16 protein-coding genes are annotated in these 19,154 nt (G+C 68.7%); 8 read left to right on the forward strand and 8 right to left on the reverse strand.

All coding sequences use genetic code 11. The annotated features are described in order from the left end of the window. Positions 1-9: 9 nt before the first annotated feature. From casB to D5S19_RS05425, 4 genes are all read right to left on the reverse strand, one after another. The gene (gene casB / locus D5S19_RS05410) at positions 10-633 is read right to left on the reverse strand and encodes a type I-E CRISPR-associated protein Cse2/CasB (protein ID WP_233573730.1); all 624 of its coding nucleotides are present in this window, start codon (positions 631-633) and stop codon (positions 10-12) included. Next, a complete protein-coding gene (gene casA / locus D5S19_RS05415) occupies positions 630-2,267 on the reverse strand; it encodes a type I-E CRISPR-associated protein Cse1/CasA (RefSeq protein ID WP_120022211.1) in 1,638 nt (545 codons plus the stop codon). The genes casB and casA overlap by 4 nt, the downstream gene beginning before the upstream one ends. After that, positions 2,254-4,989: a CRISPR-associated helicase Cas3' gene (gene cas3 / locus D5S19_RS05420; protein WP_233573731.1), complete on the reverse strand. Its 2,736-nt coding sequence runs from the start codon at positions 4,987-4,989 to the stop codon at positions 2,254-2,256. Before cas3 ends, casA begins: the two co-directional genes overlap by 14 nt. A gap of 141 nt (positions 4,990-5,130) precedes the next feature. Then, the gene (locus tag D5S19_RS05425; RefSeq protein WP_158605497.1) at positions 5,131-5,337 is read right to left on the reverse strand and encodes a hypothetical protein; all 207 of its coding nucleotides are present in this window, start codon (positions 5,335-5,337) and stop codon (positions 5,131-5,133) included. Positions 5,338-5,888: 551 nt separating this feature from the next. Here D5S19_RS05425 and D5S19_RS05430 point away from each other — a divergent pair. The 5 genes from D5S19_RS05430 to D5S19_RS05450 are packed head-to-tail and all read left to right on the forward strand — an operon-like array spanning position 5,889 to position 12,108. Continuing rightward, positions 5,889-7,211, forward strand: a complete 1,323-nt coding sequence (locus tag D5S19_RS05430; RefSeq protein WP_120022213.1) for a serine hydroxymethyltransferase — start codon at positions 5,889-5,891, stop codon at positions 7,209-7,211. Next, positions 7,208-8,425 (forward strand): sarcosine oxidase subunit beta family protein, encoded by a 1,218-nt coding sequence (locus tag D5S19_RS05435; protein ID WP_120022214.1) that lies wholly within the window; start codon positions 7,208-7,210, stop codon positions 8,423-8,425. Before D5S19_RS05430 ends, D5S19_RS05435 begins: the two co-directional genes overlap by 4 nt. 17 nt (positions 8,426-8,442) lie before the next feature. Further along, positions 8,443-8,745 (forward strand): sarcosine oxidase subunit delta, encoded by a 303-nt coding sequence (locus D5S19_RS05440; protein WP_120022215.1) that lies wholly within the window; start codon positions 8,443-8,445, stop codon positions 8,743-8,745. Next, positions 8,742-11,522 carry a 2Fe-2S iron-sulfur cluster-binding protein gene (locus tag D5S19_RS05445; RefSeq protein ID WP_120022216.1) on the forward strand — a complete coding sequence of 927 codons (2,781 nt, stop codon included), beginning with the start codon at positions 8,742-8,744 and terminating at the stop codon, positions 11,520-11,522. The genes D5S19_RS05440 and D5S19_RS05445 overlap by 4 nt, the downstream gene beginning before the upstream one ends. After that, positions 11,515-12,108, forward strand: coding sequence for a sarcosine oxidase subunit gamma (locus tag D5S19_RS05450; protein ID WP_120022217.1), 594 nt, complete (start codon positions 11,515-11,517; stop codon positions 12,106-12,108). Before D5S19_RS05445 ends, D5S19_RS05450 begins: the two co-directional genes overlap by 8 nt. A 116-nt stretch (positions 12,109-12,224) precedes the next feature. On the opposite strand, the gene D5S19_RS05455 is transcribed toward D5S19_RS05450, so the two are convergent. Both D5S19_RS05455 and D5S19_RS05460 read right to left on the reverse strand, forming a co-directional pair. After that, positions 12,225-12,893, reverse strand: coding sequence for a GntR family transcriptional regulator (locus tag D5S19_RS05455; protein ID WP_120022218.1), 669 nt, complete (start codon positions 12,891-12,893; stop codon positions 12,225-12,227). Between the two features lie 265 nt (positions 12,894-13,158). Next, positions 13,159-13,743, reverse strand: a complete 585-nt coding sequence (locus tag D5S19_RS05460; protein WP_120022219.1) for a TetR/AcrR family transcriptional regulator — start codon at positions 13,741-13,743, stop codon at positions 13,159-13,161. Between the two features lie 141 nt (positions 13,744-13,884). On the opposite strand from D5S19_RS05460, the gene D5S19_RS05465 reads away from it, so the two are divergent. The 3 genes from D5S19_RS05465 (at position 13,885) to D5S19_RS05475 (ending at position 18,040) form a co-directional block, all read left to right on the forward strand. After that, positions 13,885-15,348 carry an aldehyde dehydrogenase family protein gene (locus tag D5S19_RS05465; protein WP_120022254.1) on the forward strand — a complete coding sequence of 488 codons (1,464 nt, stop codon included), beginning with the start codon at positions 13,885-13,887 and terminating at the stop codon, positions 15,346-15,348. A 34-nt stretch (positions 15,349-15,382) separates the two neighbouring features. After that, positions 15,383-17,038 (forward strand): choline dehydrogenase, encoded by a 1,656-nt coding sequence (betA, locus tag D5S19_RS05470; RefSeq protein ID WP_120022220.1) that lies wholly within the window; start codon positions 15,383-15,385, stop codon positions 17,036-17,038. A 135-nt stretch (positions 17,039-17,173) separates the two neighbouring features. Beyond that, positions 17,174-18,040, forward strand: a complete 867-nt coding sequence (locus tag D5S19_RS05475) for a VOC family protein (RefSeq protein WP_147397343.1) — start codon at positions 17,174-17,176, stop codon at positions 18,038-18,040. On the opposite strand, the gene D5S19_RS05480 is transcribed toward D5S19_RS05475, so the two are convergent. Both D5S19_RS05480 and D5S19_RS05485 read right to left on the reverse strand, forming a co-directional pair. After that, positions 17,973-18,524 (reverse strand): aminotransferase-like domain-containing protein, encoded by a 552-nt coding sequence (locus tag D5S19_RS05480; protein ID WP_199730361.1) that lies wholly within the window; start codon positions 18,522-18,524, stop codon positions 17,973-17,975. The two genes, D5S19_RS05475 and D5S19_RS05480, sit on opposite strands and share 68 nt — an antisense overlap. Positions 18,525-18,593: 69 nt before the next feature. Continuing rightward, on the reverse strand, positions 18,594-19,037 hold the full coding sequence (locus D5S19_RS05485) for a nitroreductase family deazaflavin-dependent oxidoreductase (protein ID WP_233573732.1): 444 nt from the start codon (positions 19,035-19,037) through the stop codon (positions 18,594-18,596). Between the last annotated feature and the right edge of the window lie 117 nt (positions 19,038-19,154).

Consider the following 19,154-nt stretch of genomic DNA (forward strand, 5'->3'; position numbering starts at 1 on the left):
TAATCGGATTCAGGGTGAGTCGGGGGTCTGGTCGGTGGTGTCCGCGGCCGGGGTCCGGTAGAAGCCGCGTCCCCAGCGCATGCGCACCGTCGATGCGCCACCGGGTTTCTGCCAGAGCAAGAGTTCGTCGGCGAGCAGCGCGTAATCCAGCGGCTGACCTTGCCCTCGCAGCAGTTGCACGGTCCCGCGCAGGCGGTGCACGAGTTCGTCCACGCTTTCCGTGCTGCCCAGCGTGCGGAACCGGAGCAGGATCGGCGACGGCTTCTCACCGAAGTCTTGCGGGTGCAGCTGTCGCACCGCTCGCCCGAGGCCCCAGCCGCGCTGGTGCATGCGTTTCCGTTGGGACTGCTGGTGCACCGCATAGAGCGTCAGTGAGGTGTGAGCGGCGATCTCCCCGGCCGTGGGAGCGTCGGCCGAACCGGACGGGGCAAAGGCTTCCGACATCGTGTACTGGAGGATTTCCTGTACACTGCCAACGGGTTTCCCCGCACCACGGCGAAGGCGGGCCAGCCCGGCGACCGCGGCCGGCCGGTTCGCCAGCATGCCTTCCTGAAGTGCCTGGATTCGGGTGTGGATTTCGTTGCCCACCGGGGATAAGGACAGCCAGCGGTCACTGGTGGCTTGCTGGGTCACGATGCCGCCTCGGAGTCGTCGTTGTAGGCGAAGGGGAACGCGTCTCTCACTGCCTTCCGGAAGTACCGGTCGGCGTGCGCAGAGGTCAGGAGGTGCCCGTTGACGATCCGGCCCGACCACGCGGTCATCGGCGCCTGCTCCAGTAGTTCGGCACCGAGCGCCCGGATTGACCGGTTGGCGGTGGTATGCCACGCCCTGGCAGCCTCGATCGGGTCGGTGTCGGCCCTCAAGCCGCGCAGCCAGGCCCGGAACTCGATGTCGAGTGCGGCGTAACAGCGTTCGCTCGCTCGCTCGCGCGGCCCGTCCCGATCGTCCTTCCCGGCACCGGTCGCCGCGGCGAGGTTCGACGCCAGCCGGCTCACGGCCAGTGCGCCGTTCTCCGCTGCGGCGACACTGTCGAGTGCGGTCTGTACCAAAGCCCGGGCGCCACGGCTGATCAGGATCGACCGCAGCTCGATGTGATCGTCGAGGATGTCGGAGGTGGTGGAACTCTGTGCCCCGTAGGTCATGCCGACGGTGTGCAGCCGCAGCGGCTGGTCGGGGCCGACGATGTCGGCGACCTCGGCGACCCACTCCAGCACACCTGGGGACAGAAACGCCGCGGCTTCGCTGCCTTGCCCCGTTTCCGCGCCGGGCAGCAACGACTGCAGCCCACGCCACACCGCTCGCTCGGGCAGATGCTCGCGCGGCATGTACACCAGCGGCTGGCGCAGCTTTTTCTCCTGGGCCTGGCTGCGGCGCCATGCGGTGTGCGGCTCGACGAGATTCTTGTTCTGTGGGGTGGACCGCTCGCCGTTGCAGATCAGCACCGCGGTCACCGCGCCATCTTCGCGTACGAGCCGGATCCGCCGTGATTGCCATGTGTACAGGTCCACCGGGCCTGCCGGTGCGCGCCCACCTTCCTGCTCCTCGGTCACGCCCGCAGGTTTTCGTTCCCATACCGGCAGGTCGATGGCGGGGTCGCGGCGCAGGGCGACGGATTCGGCGGCGATGAGGTTCAGCAGCAAGGTTTCGCGCAGGGTCCGGCCTTCGGGCAACACTCCACCGAGGTTGCCCGACCAGCCTGTGCCGATCGGATATCCCTTGCCTCCCTTGACCCGTGGGTCGCCCTCGGCGCCGGACTTGATGCCAGAGGGGTCGAACGCGTGACAGTGCACCAGCCACCGCGCCGCCTCGGCGTAGGACAGCCGCAGCGGACCGCCGATGCGGGTGGTGAAGAACGGGTGGCCGTTGGGCACGTCGGCGATGAGCTTGTTCAACTCCGATACCTCGCCCTTGGCTGTGCGCAGTCCCGCCACCTGAAGGAACGGCGTCTGCGGATGGAACAGGTCGAACCGGTCGCGACACTTGGCCAGATAGGACTTTATGGCGTCGGCGGGAAGCGTTTCCTGGGACCAGAGCCGCTCCCAGTGGTCCACGTCGCGCGGGCCGTCGACCGCGCCGTGCAGCACCGCCAGCAGCAGCCGCGTTAGCGCGAACATCTGTGTCCCGACCTCGCACGTCAACCCGGACAACGTGTGGGCTTGGACCAGGACGTCCACAAGCGACAGTTCGATCTGCTCGCCGGCCAGTGTCCGGGCTGGCAGCCACGGCTGGTCGGTCAAGTCGAACGAAACGGGTTCAGCGACGTTCATGGATCAGTCCTTCACTCGGGCTGTAGACCACCCGGAAATCCGCCTTTCCGTGTTTCACGATCGCACTGCCGTCCGGGTCAAGGACCAGCACGAGCTGCCCACGTAACAGTGGCGACGCCTCGAAACCGGGGAAGTGGTTGGCCTCCAGTGCGGTGATGACGTCAAGATCGACCCCGGGGTGACTCATCCCTATCGGCAACCGCAGCGCGCAGGCGGCGACCACTTTGGCCTGCGCAGCCTCGATCGGCAGGTCCACCGGCAACGGCTGCCCGGCGCCACGCTCGATCCAGTCCGGAGTGGACAGTCCGCCTGCGCCGTCGCTTTGCACGACAAGAACTTCCAGGGACTCGGCGCCGTCGCGAACCTGCGCCACACCGCGGGGATCGTCGTCGGTGTCTCCGACTCCCGCGCGCACCCAGCCGACTAGTGAATGCCGGGTCGAGCCGACTTCGTCGAGCAGGAACGCCCGCGCTGCCTCCACCCGTCGCTGGGCACGCGTTTGTGCCTCAGCCGCGGCTTGTTCCATGGCCGGCTGCCACGCATCAGGTCCGAGCGGATCCGGACCGTAGGCTCGCTGCACCAGCGGAGCTATATCAGCCGGTACCGTCATGGTGTCCTGTTCGCTCAGCAGGGCCGCCGAACGCAACAGCAGATGCTCGCCGTAGACCCGCCGCGACCCCGCTACCGCCCGCACCGGCGTGCCCGTCCAATCCTCTACACCGACGACCGCGCACCGCGGCGATGTGACGCGCGTGGGCCGGGACCGGTCATGGCGGTGCAGTCGCCCAACCCGCTGCAACACCAGGTCCACCGGGGCCAGATCGGTGACCATCAGGTCGAAGTCCACGTCGAGAGACTGCTCCACCACCTGCGAGGCCACCACGATGTGCCGCACGGGCCGCTCACCGCCCGGCCCGAAACGTCGCAGCAGGTCCCGGTCGATTCGTGCTCTGTCACAGGCCAGGAACCGCGAATGGTTCACCGTCACCTGGTCTCGGCCGAACTCCGCCTCCAGCCGCGCCGCGGTCTCCTGCACACGCCCGACGGTGTTGCGCACCACGACCGCGCAGCCGCCGTCCGCCAGGTGTTGCCGCAAGAACCGCACCAGCGTGTCCAGATCGTCGTCGAGACGGTCCAGTTGTACGCGCGTGTCCGGCTTGGGCAGCGGCAGCACCCGCGGCCGCGTCCCGGAGGCGACGATCACCGGATATCCCAGCTCCGGCTCCACTGGCACCGCACGATGTTCGTAGGCGGCCATAAGTTCGGCGCGGCGCTGCGCAGGCAGCGTCGCCGACAGCAGCACTATCGGCACCCCGTACGCGCCAAGCCAGTGCAGCACTCGTTGCAAATACTGCGACATATAGACGTCGTAAGCGTGAACCTCGTCGATCACCACGACCTTGCCCGCCAATGCGAGATGGCGCAGCATCAGGTGCCGGCTCTTCAAGCCCGCGAAGAGAATCTGGTCGATCGTGCCCACCACGAACGACGCAAGTACGCCTTTCTTCCGCCCTCGCAACCATTGATGCGCGACAATCGGCGTCTCATCGCCGCGACTTGTCGCCGCGAACCACCCCTGGCGGACCAGCCCGTCGAACTCGTCGTTCAACGATGCTTTCCCGTGCGCGAGCGTCACACTTACCGCACCGTCACGACCCGGCAGCGCATCGAGCCACCGTCGTACCCGCGAGAACATCGCATCGGTCGTCGCCTGCGTCGGCAATGCGACGAACACCCCGTCCGCGCCGTACTTCGCCGCCAGTTCCTCCGCCGCCAGCAACGCCGCCTCTGTCTTTCCTACCCCCATCGGCGCCTCGATGATCACCAGCCCCGGCCGTTCGAGCCCTGCCGCGATCTCGACCGCGGCCTGCTGCACCGGCCGTGCCCCGGCCGCCTCGGGTCGGAATCGTGCCCGGAATGAACCGTCCACATCGGACCCAACCGGTAGCGCCGACCACCGGTGCGGGAGATTCAGCAGCTTCCAGCCCAGCTCCGCGCGCGCGGTCAAATCCATTTCAACCGGATCCTCGTGCGCCTCCAGCAACGGAAACAGATCGGAGTTCGACGCGATCCAGTCCGCGATGATCACCACGGCGGTCAGCAACGACAACACTGGCCGGCTCAACCGCTTTTCGCTGTAGGCAGCCAAATTGATGTCCCCGGCCGCGCGATCGAGAAAGAACTGCCACGCTTGCTCCCATGCCCCGTCACCGACGAGTTCGGGATACTCCGCGACCGAGCGCAGCACCGTCAACTCCGGCGGAACTCCGTGATGACTGCCCACCACGCTACCCAACTGCTCCGCGATCACCCGGCTTTCCGGACCGCAGACCGCGAGCACGTGATCGCGGACCACCAGATGCCCCACCAACTCGTGTCGCACCCGGCTCCGTTGAGGATGCGTCAGCAATCCCGGTGCCGCGACGATATCCGCGTGCCGCATCCGATCCGCCAAAACCGGCACTTGAACAGCAAACGCCGGGCTGGCTTTGCCGACGTCGTGAATTCGCGCCAGCCACACCACGAGCGCCCGAACCCCCTCGTGTCCGCCCGGGACTTCGCGTGCCAACCTGCTGATGACCTGTTTCGACAGCCACTCGTCCACCAGGCGGGCAGCGACCGCGCCGGAGTCATCCAGATGCTGGCGCAGCGGCAGCCAGTGCGTGACCCGGCCATGCTCACACAGCACAGACTTCGCCCACACGACACGGGGATCCACCACGTCGACCAACACCCCCTTCGAAGTTGAGATGACACCATCGGACTTGCTGGAAAGAACCGCATCAGACCAAAAAGTCGCTACATGTCCCACTCATAGTGTGATTGCTGAAGGCGCCCGGCCGGGTGGCCGGGCGCGAACTGATCACTCGGTCAGTCGGTGAAGGAACTGACCGGTCATCATGACCAGCAGGACGAAGGCGCCCACGCCCGTGGTGACCGCGGTGGCCATCGCCTTCATTGGTGACAGCGCAGCGGATGCGGCCACCCATGCGAGTACCGCGACCCCTATGGACGGAACCGCGCTGATCACGGCGGCGGAGATCGCAATGAGCAGCGTTCGGGCGGACATGAACGCCGGTGGGTGGTCCTGCTGCGGAGGGTTGGCGGGGCTCGTTACCATAGGTGTACTTCCTCTCCTCGTGAGGTCGGGAAGAAGAGCGGCCCCCGCTGCAACGGGGGTCGCTCGCTTTATATGCGAGCGACTTCGCCACTCTTCTTTCAGGCGGTTCAAGCTCCCTGCTGGGCAGGGAAGACGTCTGCTGTACCCAATGGAACGGTTGACCTCCGCGGGTGTGGAGAATCCTCGTCGAGGAGGGTAGCGGCTAGTTCGCCTCGGCGGCAAGTGGTCTGCCTGAACCCAGTGAAAGTTTGAACTTTTGCTGCGCACGGATTTGCCTGTCGGGCTCTCGTCGAATCGGGCGGTCGCGGGGCCGGTCTGGGCTGTGTCCGGCATCTTCGACCAGAACCCAGCCCGTGAGGTGGTCCCGAGCCGCTCGCTCGCCCGGTTGCCCCAGAACCAGACCTCCCCACCCTGGTTGACTCCGCCGCACCCACCCTCTAGCCTCGAATCCAACTGATATATCAGTCCGGCGAAGCACGGTATACGAAAGGTGGGGCCTCATGTCCGCACCGGTTGGCCGCCCGGACCGCCCGGACCTCGCCGTCGCGGGGCCGGGGCCGGGGGCGGGGCTCGGGGTGCCGCTGGCGGTCGCGGATCCGGAGGTGCACGCGGTGCTCGGGCGGGAGCTGGCTCGGCAGCGCGGGACGCTGGAGATGATCGCGAGTGAGAACTTCGCGCCGCTGAGTGTGTTGCAGGCGCAGGGATCGGTGCTGACCAACAAGTATGCCGAGGGGTATCCGGGTCGCCGATATTACGGCGGCTGCGCGCACGTCGACGAGGCCGAGCGGCTGGCGATCGAGCGGGCGAAGGCGTTGTTCGGGGCGGAGTATGCGAACGTTCAGCCTCATTCGGGGGCGCAGGCGAACGCGGCGGCGCTGGCTGCGTTGCTGGAGCCGGGGGACGCCTTCCGCGGGCTGGATCTGGCGCACGGCGGGCACCTGACGCACGGGATGCGGCGGACCTTCTCCGGCCGGTATTTCACGCCGGTGGCTTACCACGTAAGGGAAAGCGACCACCTGATCGACATGGCCGAGGTCGAGCGGCTCGCGTGGGAGCACCGGCCGAAGCTGATCATCGCGGGGTGGTCGGCGTATCCGCGGCAGCTGGACTTCGGGCACTTCCGGCGGATCGCGGACGAGGTCGGGGCCTTCCTGATGGTGGACATGGCGCACTTTGCCGGTCTCGTCGCGGCGGGTCTGCACGAATCCCCGGTGCCGTACGCGGATGTGGTCACCTCCACCACGCACAAGACTCTCGGCGGGCCGCGTGGCGGGGTCGTGCTCGCGCGGGCGGAGCTGGGCAAGAAGCTGAACTCGGCGGTCTTCCCGGGGCTGCAGGGCGGGCCGCTGGAACACGTGATCGCGGCCAAAGCGGTGGCGTTCAAGCTCGCCGGCGAGCCGGAGTTCCGCGAGCGCCAAGAGCGCACCCTGGCCGGCGCTCAGATCCTCGCCGACCGGCTGCTGCGGGAAGAACAAGTCGGGCTGGTCTCCGGCGGCACCGACGTGCACCTGGTGCTCGTCGATCTACGGGAGTCTACTTTGGATGGTAAGCAGGCCGAGGATCGGTTGCACCGGGTGGGAATCACGGTCAACCGCAATGCCGTTCCGTTCGATCCGCGGCCGCCGATGGTGCCCTCCGGCATCCGGATCGGCACGCCGGCGCTGGCCGCGCGCGGGTTCACCGCGGAGGATTTCGAGGAGGTCGCCGACGTGATCGCGCTGGCGCTGCGCCCGTCCGCGGACGAGGGCGAGCTGGACAAACTCGCCGCGCGCGTCGCGGTGCTGGCCCAGCGGCACCCACTCTACCCGGGGGTGGCCGGATGACCACGCAGCTGCCGGACCACCCGGACTTCCTGTGGCGCAACCCCGAACCGAAGAAGACCTACGACGTGGTGATCGTCGGCGGCGGCGGGCACGGCCTGGCCACCGCGCACTACCTCGCGAAGAACCACGGCATCACGAACGTGGCGGTGCTGGAGAAGGGCTGGCTCGCGGGCGGCAACATGGCGCGTAACACCACGCTGATCCGCTCGAACTACCTGTGGGACGAATCGGCGGCGATCTACGAGCATTCGCTGAAGCTGTGGGAAGGGCTGGAGGAGGACCTCGGCTACCCGATCCTGTTCTCCCAGCGCGGCGTGCTCAGCCTGGCACACACCGAACAGGAGGTGCGGGACTCGGTCCGCCGGGCGGAGGCCAACAAGCTCAACGGGATCGACGCCGAGTGGGTGACGCCCGAGCAGGTCAAGGAAATCTGCCCGATCCTCAACATCTCCGACGACATCCGCTACCCGGTGCAGGGCGCGACCTACCAGCCGCGCGCGGGGATCGCGAAGCACGACTACGTGGCCTGGGGGTTCGCGCGCCGCGCCGACGAGGCGGGCATCGACCTGATCCAGGACTGCGAGGTCACCGGGTTCACTGTGGACGGTGACCGGGTGACCGGCGTACGCACGAGCCGTGGCGACATCGGCGCGGGTACGGTCGCGTTGTGCGCCGCGGGGCACACGTCGGTGCTGTTGGAGATGCTGGGCGTGCGTACGCCGCTGCAGTCGCATCCGTTGCAGGCGCTGGTGTCCGAGCTGTTGCAGCCGGTACATCCGACAATCGTCATGTCGAACGCTGTGCACGTGTACGTGTCGCAGGCGCACAAGGGCGAGCTGGTGATGGGCGCGGGTATCGACACGTACAACGGTTACGGTCAGCGTGGCGCCTTCCACATCATTGAGCGGCAGATGGCCGCCGCAGTCGAGCTGTTTCCGGTGTTCGCTCGCGCGCACCTTCTGCGGTCCTGGGCCGGGATCGTGGACGTCACGCCCGACGCGAGTCCGATCGTCGGGCACACGCCGTACGAGAACGTGTTCCTCAACTCGGGTTGGGGCACAGGCGGGTTCAAGGCCACGCCCGGCATCGGCTGGTGCTACGCGCACACCATCGCGCACGGCACGACCCACCCGTACGTCGCTCCATTCGCCCTTGACCGCTTCGAGACCGGCGCGCTTGTGGACGAGCACGGCGCGGCCGGTGTCGCCCACTGACCCCAGCGAGGACAACCATGCAGCTGATCGATTGTCCGTGGTGCGGCCCCCGCGAAGAGGTCGAGTTCCACTACGGCGGCCAAGCCAGCGTCGCGTACCCGGAAAAGCCGGCCGAGCTGTCGGATCGGGAATGGGCGGAGTTCGTGTTCTACCGTGACAACCCGAAGGGGCCGTTCACCGAGCGCTGGAGTCACGCGGCCGGTTGCCGCAAGTGGTTCAACGCGGTGCGCGATACCCGCACGTACGAGTTCCTGGCGACCTTCCGCCCCAGCGACCCCGAACCAGCCGTCCTGCGCCGCGACGAGGAGGTGTCGGCATGAGCCGCGTCGCGGGGTACGGTCGAGTTGACCGGGACCGGACGCTCACGTTCACTTTCGACGGCTGCACCTACACTGGTCATCCTGGTGACACCTTGGCGTCCGCATTGTTGGCGAACGGTGTGCACTTGGTCGGCACCAGCGTGAAGCTGGGCCGCCCACGCGGTATCGGGGCGGCCTGGACCGAAGACCCGACCGGGCTGGTGCAGATCGAAAAGCCTTTCCCTGAGCCGATGCTGCAGGCCTCCGTGGTCGATCTGACCGATGGCCTGGTTGCGTCCGGAGTGGACGGTCATGGCCGGCTGGCCGACGCCCCCGACCCTGCGCGGTACGACCGGAAGCACGTGCATACCGACACGCTCGTGGTTGGTGCAGGCCCGGCGGGTCTGCTCGCGGCCCGCGGTGCGGCGCGCGCGGGGGAGAGCGTGGTGCTTCTCGACGACCGCGTCGAGCCCGGGGGCACGCTCACCGGCACGGAGGTCATCGACGGACGGCCGTCGCGCGAGTTCATCGCGGACGTCGTCGCCGAGTTGGTGGCGAATCCGCAGGTGCAGTACCTGCCGCGGACCACAGCGTTCGGCCACTATGACGATGGCTTCGTACTCGCGCTCGAGCGCCGTACGGACCACCTGGGCACCGCAGCACCCGCACAACGCACACGTCAGCGCGTACACCGGATCCGCGCGCTGAAGGTGGTTCTCGCGACCGGGGCGATCGAGCGGCCGGTGGTGTTCAACGACAACGACCGTCCGGGCATCATGCTCGCTTCGGCCGCCCGGGACTTCCTGCACCGATACGGCGTGCTCGCCGGGCGTGAGGTGGTGGTCTTCACCACCGACGACGCCGCGTACGTCGCCGCCTGCGACCTCGCGGACGCTGGGGCCGCAGTGACCGTGCTCGATGCGCGTGACCGTACTCCGCAGGAACGGGAAGCCAGCTGCGTCGCCAAGGGGATCACCGTACGTCCTTCCACGGTCGTCACCGGCACCGAAGGCGCTGAACGGATTGCCGAGGTGCTCGCGCGCACTCCGGACGGTGATCTCCGGATCCCCGCGGATCTGTTGCTCGTCTCCGGCGGCTGGAACCCCGCAGCGCATTTGTTCAGCCACATCAAGGGCGCGCTCCGCTATGATCCCGCGCTCGGTTCGTTCCGGCCTTCTGGGACGCTTCCCGGAATCACCGTGATCGGCGCTGCTGACGGTACTTTCGACCTCGCCGACGTCCTGCGTGACGGCGCGGGAGACGAAGCCCCGGCAGCAGCGTCGGAACCAGCGCGTACGCCGACGAAGGTGCTGTGGCGGACCGAAGGGGACCAGACGCAGCAGTTCGTGGACATTCAGCGCGACGCCACCGTCGCAGAGCTGGCGCGTGCTGTCGGGGCCGGTATGCGGTCGGTGGAGCACGTCAAGCGCTACACGACCATTGGCACCGCGCACGACCAGGGCAAGACCTCCGGCGTGCTCGCGTCGGGCATAACGGCGGAGCTGCTCGGTACCGACATCGCCGAGCTGGGTACGACGACTTTCCGCCCGCCGTACACCCCGGTCGCCTTCGCGGCCTTAGCTGGTCGTGAGCGCGGCGCGCTGTACGACCCGGTGCGGGTTACAGCGCTGCACGCCTGGCACGTCGCGCGGGGCGCGGTGTTCGAGGACGTGGGGCAGTGGAAGCGCGCTCGCTACTACCCGCTTCCCGGCGAAGACATGGACGCCGCGGTCCTACGCGAGTGCGCGGCCGTACGTGACGGTGTCGGCATCCTCGATGGTTCGACGCTCGGCAAGATCGACGTACAGGGTCCTGACTCGGGCGTGTTCCTAGACCGCATGTACACGAACATGATGAGCACGCTGAAGGTCGGCCGGGTGCGGTACGGCGTGATGTGCCACAACGACGGCATGGTGTTCGACGACGGCACTGTGCTGCGCCTGGCGGAGAACCGGTTCCTCGTCACCACCACGACCGGCAACGCGGCCCACGTGCTCGATTGGATGGAGGACTGGCTGCAGACCGAATGGCCGGACCTGCGCGTGTACCTCGCGTCGGTGACCGAGCAGTGGGCGGTCTTCCCGGTCGTCGGCCCGCGCGCGCGGGACGTCATCGGCACGGTGTTTCCCGATGTGGACGTGTCGAAGGAGGAGTTCCCCCTCATGTCCTGGCGGGACACCACGCTCGACGGCGTCCAGGTGCGGCTCGCGCGCATCTCCTTCTCCGGCGAGCTGGCGTGGGAAGTCAATGTGAGCGGCTGGTACGCGCCGGCGTTGTGGGAGCGGCTGATGGCTGCGGGGGAGCCATACGGCATCACGCCGTACGGTACGGAGGCGATGCACGTGCTGCGTGCGGAGAAGGGCTACCCGATCATCGGGCAGGACACCGATGGCACGGTCACCCCGCAGGATCTCGGGATGAGCTGGGTGGTGTCGAAGAAGAAGGAAGACTTCCTCGGCAAGAGGTCGTTCTCCCGGGCGGAGAACCGGAATCCGCTGCGCAAGCAGTTCGTCTCCCTGCTGCCGACCGACCGGCGCACGCGGCTGCCCGAAGGCTCGCAGATCGTCGAGCGCTGCGACGACGGCCGGCTGCCCGCGCCGCCGGTGCCGATGCTCGGGCACGTCACTTCCAGCTATCACAGCGCCGCGCTCGCCCGGCCGTTCGCGCTCGCGCTGGTGAAGAACGGTCACGCCCGCGTCGGCGACCTCGTGCACGTCCCGGTGGACGGCGTGCTGGTCGAGGCGGAGATCGGCGCGACCGTGCTCGTGGACCCGGAAGGAGCCCGCCGCGATGGCTGAAGTCCTGTACCCGGCACATCCCCTGTCGGCCTGGGCGGCGGCGCTGGACGAGCTGTCCCGCGCCGGGCTCGGCCTGACGGTCACGCCGGAACCTCCCGCGGCCGCCGTGGACGTCCGGCTCGAAGCACCCGGCCCGGGCGGGGACGCGCTCGGCCGGGCGCTCGGCACGGCGCTGCCCTTGACTCCGAACACCTGGACACATACATCAGATGGTCAGCTCATATGGCTGAGTCCTGACGAATGGCTGGTCACCGCCGAGGACGGCAGGCCCGACGAGCTGGAAAGCGAACTGCGCTGGATCGTGTCCGCCTACGACGGCGCCGCGGTCGACGTCTCCGCGCAGCGAACCACGCTGCGGCTGCGCGGCCCGCTTGCCCGGGATCTGCTGACCTTCGGCTGCGCACTGGACCTGCGGCCGTCGGCCTTCCCGGCGGGTTCGGCCGCGCAGACCACTGTCGGGCGGACCGGTGTGCTGTTGCTCGCGCTGGGTGATGAGGACCTGCGGGTGTTCGTACGGCCGTCTTTCGCGGGGTACTTCGTCGAGTGGGTTCTCGATGCGGCCCAGGAGTATCGGGCCGCGGGCTGAGCTTGGGTTTGTGGTGCTAAAGCTGTGAAGGGACCCTTCACGGACGCTGAGGCTGTGAAGGGTCCCTTCACAGCCTGGGGCGCGGCTGGGGCGGAGGGGGCGTCGGTGGTGGGGTGTCAGATGATCGCCCGGACCGCCTTCTCGAATCCGGTCACGTGTGCCAGCGCCAGCCGCGCGGATTCCTCGGCCTCCCCGTCCGCGATCGCGCGGAGCAGGCCGACGTGCTCGCCGATGTGGCGGTCGAAATGCACCATCCGCTCCAGGAACAGGCAGAAGATCCGGGTCGCGAGGTTGTGGTAGCGGACCAGGCTGTCCTCCAGATGCGGGTTGCCCGACGCCCGGTACATCGCGCGGTGCACCTGCAGGTCCCATTCCATCAGCTCGCGGCGGCCCATCGCGCGCACGTCGCCGTCCTCGATCCGGTCGGCGAGGGTGGCCAGGTCGAGCCGGACCTGCCCGGTGGCACTGACCGCGGCCCGGCGCGCGGCGATTGGTTCAAGCTGGACGCGGATTTCGGAGATATAAGCGAGATCGGTGATGTCCACCGCGGTGGCGAACGTGCCGCGCCGCGGATACGAGATCACCAGCCGGTCCAGCTCCAGCCGCTTCAACGCTTCGCGCACCGGCGTGCGGCCGATGCCGATCTGCTCGGACAGCGCACTGTCCTCGATCGGCGCCATCGGCGGGATGTCGAGCATGATCAGCTGGTCCTGGATCTCCCGGTAGGCGCGGTCGGCCAGCGAGCGCGGCCGCGAGTCCGGATCGGCGACGGGTGCCTTGGTCACCCGATCATTCTAGCGCACTGAAAACCAACGGCGGTGCCACTTCTCCGCGTAGTGGATACAGGTGAGTTACGACTGATATATCAGCGGGTCGAACTACGGGTGCGCCCACGACTTCCCGCGCCGCCGGATCCCGGGCCGCGGGTCCCCGAGGCGCGGGAGTCTGTGAAGGGACCCTTCACGGACTCTGAGTCTGTGAAGGGACCCTTCACGGACCTCCACACCGACTTTGCCGACACCCTGGACTCTGCGTCCGTGAACGTTCCCTTCACAGCTTTCGGACCCGGGCGGGGCCGTGGACGGCGCGCCGGAACAACGCCTCGACTTCGTCGGCCGACGGTGCGGGGTCGGCGAGTGCGGTCTGGATCAGCAGCCCGCAGAAAAGCCCGGCCAGCATCCGCCCGGTGAGCGGGTCGGTCCAGGAGCCGAAGAGGTCCACCAGCGCCTCGTCCCACGCCGCGCTCGCCGGGCGGAGGCGTGGGCGGTGCAGGGCGGCCACGTAGAGGTCGTACTCGACCACGGTGCTGCTTTGCTCGTCGCGAAGGTAGCTCATCACCAGGTTCGCCAGCGCCACCGCGAAATCCTCGTCCGGAGAGAGGGACGCGGCCCAGGTTTGGAGGCGTTCGACGTTGGCCGCGGCGGCCTGTTCCAGTGCCACTGCCAGCAGATCGTCCAGGGTCGAGAAGTGGTAGGTCGTCGAGCCGAGCGGGACGCCGGCGGTGGCGGCCACGGCGCGGTGCGTCAGGCCGTCGATCCCGCGCTCGCCGACCACCTCGATCGCCGCCCGGGCGATGCGTGCGCGCCGGTCCGGGTCGTTCGGGCCGCGCCGGGCCCGGGAAGTGCCGGAGGTCATCGCGGGGGTTCCTTTCTGCCGGGCGTGATCCTACCGGGCCCGCGTGGACAGCTGTACATACTTTAATGTACAAACGTACTTACTGTTTCGGGCCTACTGTCGCCGGGCCTGTGCTGCGCGACGAACCAGCTGGTGGAGCCGATGACCGACCTTTTCCTCGACGGGGTGTGGAGCGCGGGCAGCCGCGGCAGCACCGAAGTGCTCAACCCCTTCGACGCCTCCGTGCTGCAGCATGTGGCGCTCGCCGGGCAGGACGACGTGGATGCCGCCGTCACTGCCGCGCGGCGGGCGTTCGGCGACCCCGGCTGGCGGGCCACCGGCGCCGGTGACCGCGCCGCGCTGCTGCACCGGATCGCGGACCTGCTGCAGCGCGACCGGGACGAGCTGGCCAGGGTGGAAAGCCTCGACACCGGCAAGACGCTGACCGAGGGCGGCATCGACGTGGACGACGTGGTGGCGGTCTTCCGCTACTACGCGGCGGCGATCGCGGCGGACGCGGGCCGGGTGGTGGACACCGGCAGTGCCTCCGCGGTGAGCCGGATCGTGCACGAGCCGGTCGGCGTCTGCGCGCTGATCGCGCCGTGGAACTACCCGCTGCTGCAGATCTGCTGGAAGATCGCGCCGGCGCTGGCCGCGGGCAACACCATGGTGCTCAAGCCGAGCGAGGTCACCCCGCTGTCCACCATTCGGCTGATGCGGCTGCTGGAAGAGGCCGGGGTCCCGGCCGGGGTGGTGAACCTGGTGCTCGGCCCCGGTGACGTCGGCGCGATGCTGACTGGGCACCCGGGGGTGGATCTGATCTCGTTCACCGGCGGGTTCGCCACCGGCGAGAAGATCATGGCCGCGGCCGCGCGCGGGGTGCGGCGGGTCGCGCTGGAACTCGGCGGCAAGAACCCGAACGTGGTCTTCGAGGACGCGGACTTCGCCACGGCGGTGGACTACGCGCTGGCCGCCGCGTTCGTCCACTCCGGACAGGTCTGTTCCGCGGGCGCCCGGCTGATCGTGCAGGAGGGCCTGCACGACCGGTTCGTCACCGAGCTTGCCGCGCGCGCGGACCGAGTCCGGCTCGGCAGCGGGCTCGACCCGGACACCGAGTGCGGGCCGCTGGTGTCCGAGCCGCATCGGGCGAAGGTGGAGCGTTACATCGCCGGTGCGCTTGAGGACGGTGCGGTGCTGCGGGCCGGCGGAGGACGGCCGCCGGAACCGGAGCTGAGCAAGGGATTCTTCTTGCGGCCCACGGTGTTCGACCGTTGCACCCGGGACATGGCAGTGGTCCGCGAGGAGGTGTTCGGCCCGGTGGTGACGGTGGAGACCTTCCGCACCGAGGCAGAGGCGATCGAACTCGCCAACGACACCGAGTACGGCCTCGCCGGCGCGGTTTGGACGGCCGACGCGGGCCGGGCGCAGCGGGTGGCCGGGGCATTGCGGCACGGCACCGTGTGGATCAACGACTACCACCCGTACCTGCCGCAGGCGGAATGGGGCGGGTTCGGCAAGTCCGGGGTCGGCCGTGAGCTGGGACCGTCCGGTTTGGACGAATACCGGGAAAGCAAGCACATCTACCACAACATCGACCCGGCGCCGCAGCGCTGGTTCGCCGGCTGACCCCGTCCGCGAAGACCACCGAGGAGAAACGCTCGTGAGCAACGAGAATTACGATTTCGTCATCGTCGGCGGGGGTTCGGCGGGGTGCGCGCTGGCCAACCGGCTGTCCGCGGATCCGCGGAACAAGGTGCTCGTGCTGGAGGCGGGCCGCAGCGACGCCAAGTGGGACGTGTTCATCCACATGCCCGCCGCGCTGACCTTCCCGATCGGCAGCAGGTTCTACGACTGGGGTTACCGCAGCGAGCCGGAGCCGCACATGCACCGCCGCCGCGTCTATCACGCGCGGGGCAAGGTGCTCGGCGGGTCCAGCAGCATCAACGGGATGATCTTCCAGCGCGGCAACCCGATGGACTACGAGCGCTGGGCCGGTGACGACGGAATGTCCACATGGGACTACGCGCACTGCCTGCCCTACTTCCGGCGGATGGAGAACTGCCTCGCCGACGCCCCGGACGGCAAGTGGCGCGGCCACAGCGGCCCGCTGGAGCTGGAGCGCGGCCCGGCGACGAACCCGTTGTTCCAGGCGTTCTTCAACGCCGCCGAGCAGGCGGGCTACCCGCGTACCGACGACGTCAACGGCTACCGGCAGGAGGGCTTCGCGGCGTTCGACCGCAATGTCCGAAAAGGACGGCGGCTGTCCGCGGCCCGTGCCTACCTGCATCCGGTGATGCACCGGCCGAATCTGACGGTCAAGACGCATGCGTTCGTTTCGCAGATCCTGTTCGAGGGCAAGCGGGCGATCGGCGTGGAGTACGCGCAGGGCCGGTCGGCGCCCAGTGAGGTGTACGGCAAGGAGATCATCCTGTGCGGCGGCGCGATCAACACGCCGCAGCTGCTGCAGCTGTCCGGCATCGGCAACGCCGCCGAACTGGAGCGGCTCGGTGTGGACGTGGTGCACGATCTGCCGGGTGTGGGGGAGAACCTGCAGGACCACCTGGAGGTCTACATCCAGTACGCGTGCAAGCAGCCGGTGTCGATGCAGCCTTCGCTGGCGAAGTGGAAGCGCCCGCAGATCGGCGCGCAGTGGCTGTTCCTGCGTTCCGGTCCGGCGGCCACGAACCACTTCGAGGGCGGCGGTTTCGTCCGCAGCAACGATGAGGTCGCGTACCCGAACCTGATGTTCCACTTCCTGCCGGTGGCGATCCGCTACGACGGCTCGGTACCTGCGGGCGGGCACGGCTACCAGGTCCACGTAGGACCGATGTACGCCGACACGCGCGGCAGCGTGAAGATCACCTCGACCGATCCACGCAAGCACCCGGCGCTGCGGTTCAACTACCTGTCCACCGAGAACGACCGCCGCGAATGGGTCGAGGCAGTGCGGGTGGCGCGCAAGATCCTCAACCAGCCCGCGATGAACCCGTTCAACGACGGCGAGATCTCGCCCGGCCCCGAGGTGGCCACCGACGAGCAGATCCTCGACTGGGTCGCCAAGGACGCGGAGACCGCCCTGCACCCCTCGTGCACGGCGAAAATGGGCTCGGACGCGATGTCCGTGGTCGACCCGGGCTCGATGCGGGTGCACGGCACAGAGGGGCTGCGCGTGGTCGACGCGTCGGTGATGCCCTACATCCCGAACGGCAACATCTACGCGCCGGTGATGATGACCGCGGAGAAGGCTGCGGACTTGATCCTGGGCAACACGCCGCTCGCGCCGATCACGGAGCCGTTCTATCGGCATCGCGGCTGATCCGGCACCGGCCAAAGGCTGTGAAGGGACCCTTCACGGACTCTCGGACCGTGAAGGGTCCCTTCACAGCCGTGGTTTCGGCGGGGCTTCGCGAATTCGCGCGATCGTCGGCCGCCAGCCCACTAGGATGCCCCCGTGACAGTCCCGAGGCGTGGCCACCCGGCCGGTGGCGAGATGCGTGCTGAGCAGTCCGGTCCGGTGCCGGGCAGTCCGTGCTGGGTGGAGCTGGCCACCGGGGATCCCGGCCGTAGCGCGGAGTTCTACCACCACGTGCTGGGCTGGGAGTACCAGTGGTGCCAGGATCAGTCGGGTCAGCCGTACGCGCTCGCGATGCTCGGGGACGAGCCGGTCGCCGGGTTCCGGCCGCAGCCGGGCGTGGTCCGGGACTGGACGCCGTATCTGGCCACCGGTGCGCTGTCCGACGCTGCCGGAAGGGTGGACCGTCTGGGCGGGGCGTTGCTGGAGTCGTGGGCGCACGTGGTGCCCGGGGTCGGGGCGAAGGCGCTGGTCGACGATCCGGGCGGGGCGACGGTGGGCCTGCTCGAACCCGCGCCGGATTGGGCGTTCACGGCGGGGGTGCCCGGTGCGCTGGTGTGGCTGGAGTTCGTCACCCATCGGGCGCATCAGGCCGATCGTTTCTACGCCGGGCTGTTCGGCTACCACCAGCGCCAGTTCGGCGACGGGAACACGGTCGACTACATGGTTTACACCGCGGGCGGCGATTCGGTGCTCGGCCGGGTCCGGATGGCCGCCGGCACCCCGGCCGACGTGCCGCCCCGCTGGATCGCGCACTTCGCGGTCGACCCGGATCTCGGCTTCGACGAAACGCTGCACCGCGCCCGTGCCGCGGGGGCTCGGCTGCGATTCCGCCCCTACGCGTCGACACTCGGCAAGGTCGCGGTGCTCTCGGATCCGCTCGACACGCGGTTCGCGATCATCGACCCCAGCCTCGCCTCCGACTGGGACTACCGCTCCGCGGCCGACGACCCTTACGACGACTGACGGATCGCGTCTTCGAGCACGCGCGCCGCATCCGGGAAGGCTTCGGGGTTCGGGCCGGCGTGGGTGAGCCGGACGAACCGGCCGGTGGGCTCGGCGGGGAACAGTCGTCGCCGGGGCCGATGAGCACGCCCGCCGCTTCGCAGCCGCGGACCACCTGCGCCAGATCGGTGGTGTCCGGCAGCCGCGCCCAGAGGTTCAGGCCGCCTGCCGGGACGGATTCGACGTGTGCCGAAGGCGTGTGCCCGGCGAGGCTGGTGAGGAGCAGATCCCGCCGGTTGCGCAAGTGCTGACGCAGGCGACGGAGGTAGGTCCGCCAGGCCGGCTGCGTGACCACGTCGAGCGCGACCGCCTGCAGGAACGGGCTGACGTACATCGATTCGGCCTGGGTGTCGGCGAGCAGCCGGTCCCGCACCGGGCCACGGGCGACCAGGGCGGCGACGCGGAGCGCGGGGGAGACGCTCTTGGTCAGCGAACGCACGTACACGACGTGGCCGCCCTCGTCCTGCGCGGCGAGTGGGCGCGGTTCGGCGGTGAGGCGGTGAATGCCCGGGGTTCAGGCCGGTTCGACGCGGAACACCGCGATCCGGCTCGCTGCCGCGGCCACCGCGTCCGGCGTCGCCGCTTCCGCGAGCCCGGTGGTCACGAAGCGTTTGCCGACGCTGGCCGGGCTCGTGGCCACCAGCCGGCGCAGCACCGGACCGCGGTCCTCGACGGGAAGCTCGACCAGCCGGGCGGTGGTGGATCTGCGTCCCCGGGTCAGGGTGACGGTGTCCGCGGCGCGTGCGTTGGCCACCCACGCGGCTTTCGGGAAGGCCTGGAAGATGTAGCGCCCGCCGTCGAGTTCGTTGACCGCGATCGGGAAGGTGCGGGGTTGCCCGGTGCGCCGCCCGGCGACGGTGAGCAACTGCATCGGCCCGAACGCGATCCCGCTGCGCTGCAAGCCGACGATCACTTTGTTGACGGTATTGGTCATCCGGCGATAACTGGCTGAGGTCATGGCGTCGACTGTACGCCAAGTCGTATGGAATCCATATGATCTGATTTTCATACGACGCGGTGAGGTGCTCGGGGGCCGGGTTCGGCTACGCTGGGGAATCCGCAGAGAAAGCAGCGC

Source organism: Amycolatopsis panacis (assembly GCF_003600245.1).
GTDB classification, from domain to species: Bacteria; Actinomycetota; Actinomycetes; order Mycobacteriales; family Pseudonocardiaceae; genus Amycolatopsis; species Amycolatopsis sulphurea.

What these genes read in the sequence shown, in the direction of transcription:
- D5S19_RS05465 (WP_120022254.1), top strand. Translation starts at nt 13,885, where the DNA reads ATGACCGACCTTTTCCTCGACGGGGTGTGGAGCGCGGGCAGCCGCGGC.
- D5S19_RS05440 (WP_120022215.1), top strand. Translation starts at nt 8,443, where the DNA reads ATGCAGCTGATCGATTGTCCGTGGTGCGGCCCCCGCGAAGAGGTCGAG.
- casA (WP_120022211.1), bottom strand. Translation starts at nt 2,267, where the DNA reads ATGAACGTCGCTGAACCCGTTTCGTTCGACTTGACCGACCAGCCGTGG.
- D5S19_RS05445 (WP_120022216.1), top strand. Translation starts at nt 8,742, where the DNA reads ATGAGCCGCGTCGCGGGGTACGGTCGAGTTGACCGGGACCGGACGCTC.
- D5S19_RS05485 (WP_233573732.1), bottom strand. Translation starts at nt 19,037, where the DNA reads ATGACCTCAGCCAGTTATCGCCGGATGACCAATACCGTCAACAAAGTG.
- D5S19_RS05430 (WP_120022213.1), top strand. Translation starts at nt 5,889, where the DNA reads ATGTCCGCACCGGTTGGCCGCCCGGACCGCCCGGACCTCGCCGTCGCG.
- D5S19_RS05450 (WP_120022217.1), top strand. Translation starts at nt 11,515, where the DNA reads ATGGCTGAAGTCCTGTACCCGGCACATCCCCTGTCGGCCTGGGCGGCG.
- D5S19_RS05435 (WP_120022214.1), top strand. Translation starts at nt 7,208, where the DNA reads ATGACCACGCAGCTGCCGGACCACCCGGACTTCCTGTGGCGCAACCCC.
- D5S19_RS05460 (WP_120022219.1), bottom strand. Translation starts at nt 13,743, where the DNA reads ATGACCTCCGGCACTTCCCGGGCCCGGCGCGGCCCGAACGACCCGGAC.
- D5S19_RS05425 (WP_158605497.1), bottom strand. Translation starts at nt 5,337, where the DNA reads ATGTCCGCCCGAACGCTGCTCATTGCGATCTCCGCCGCCGTGATCAGC.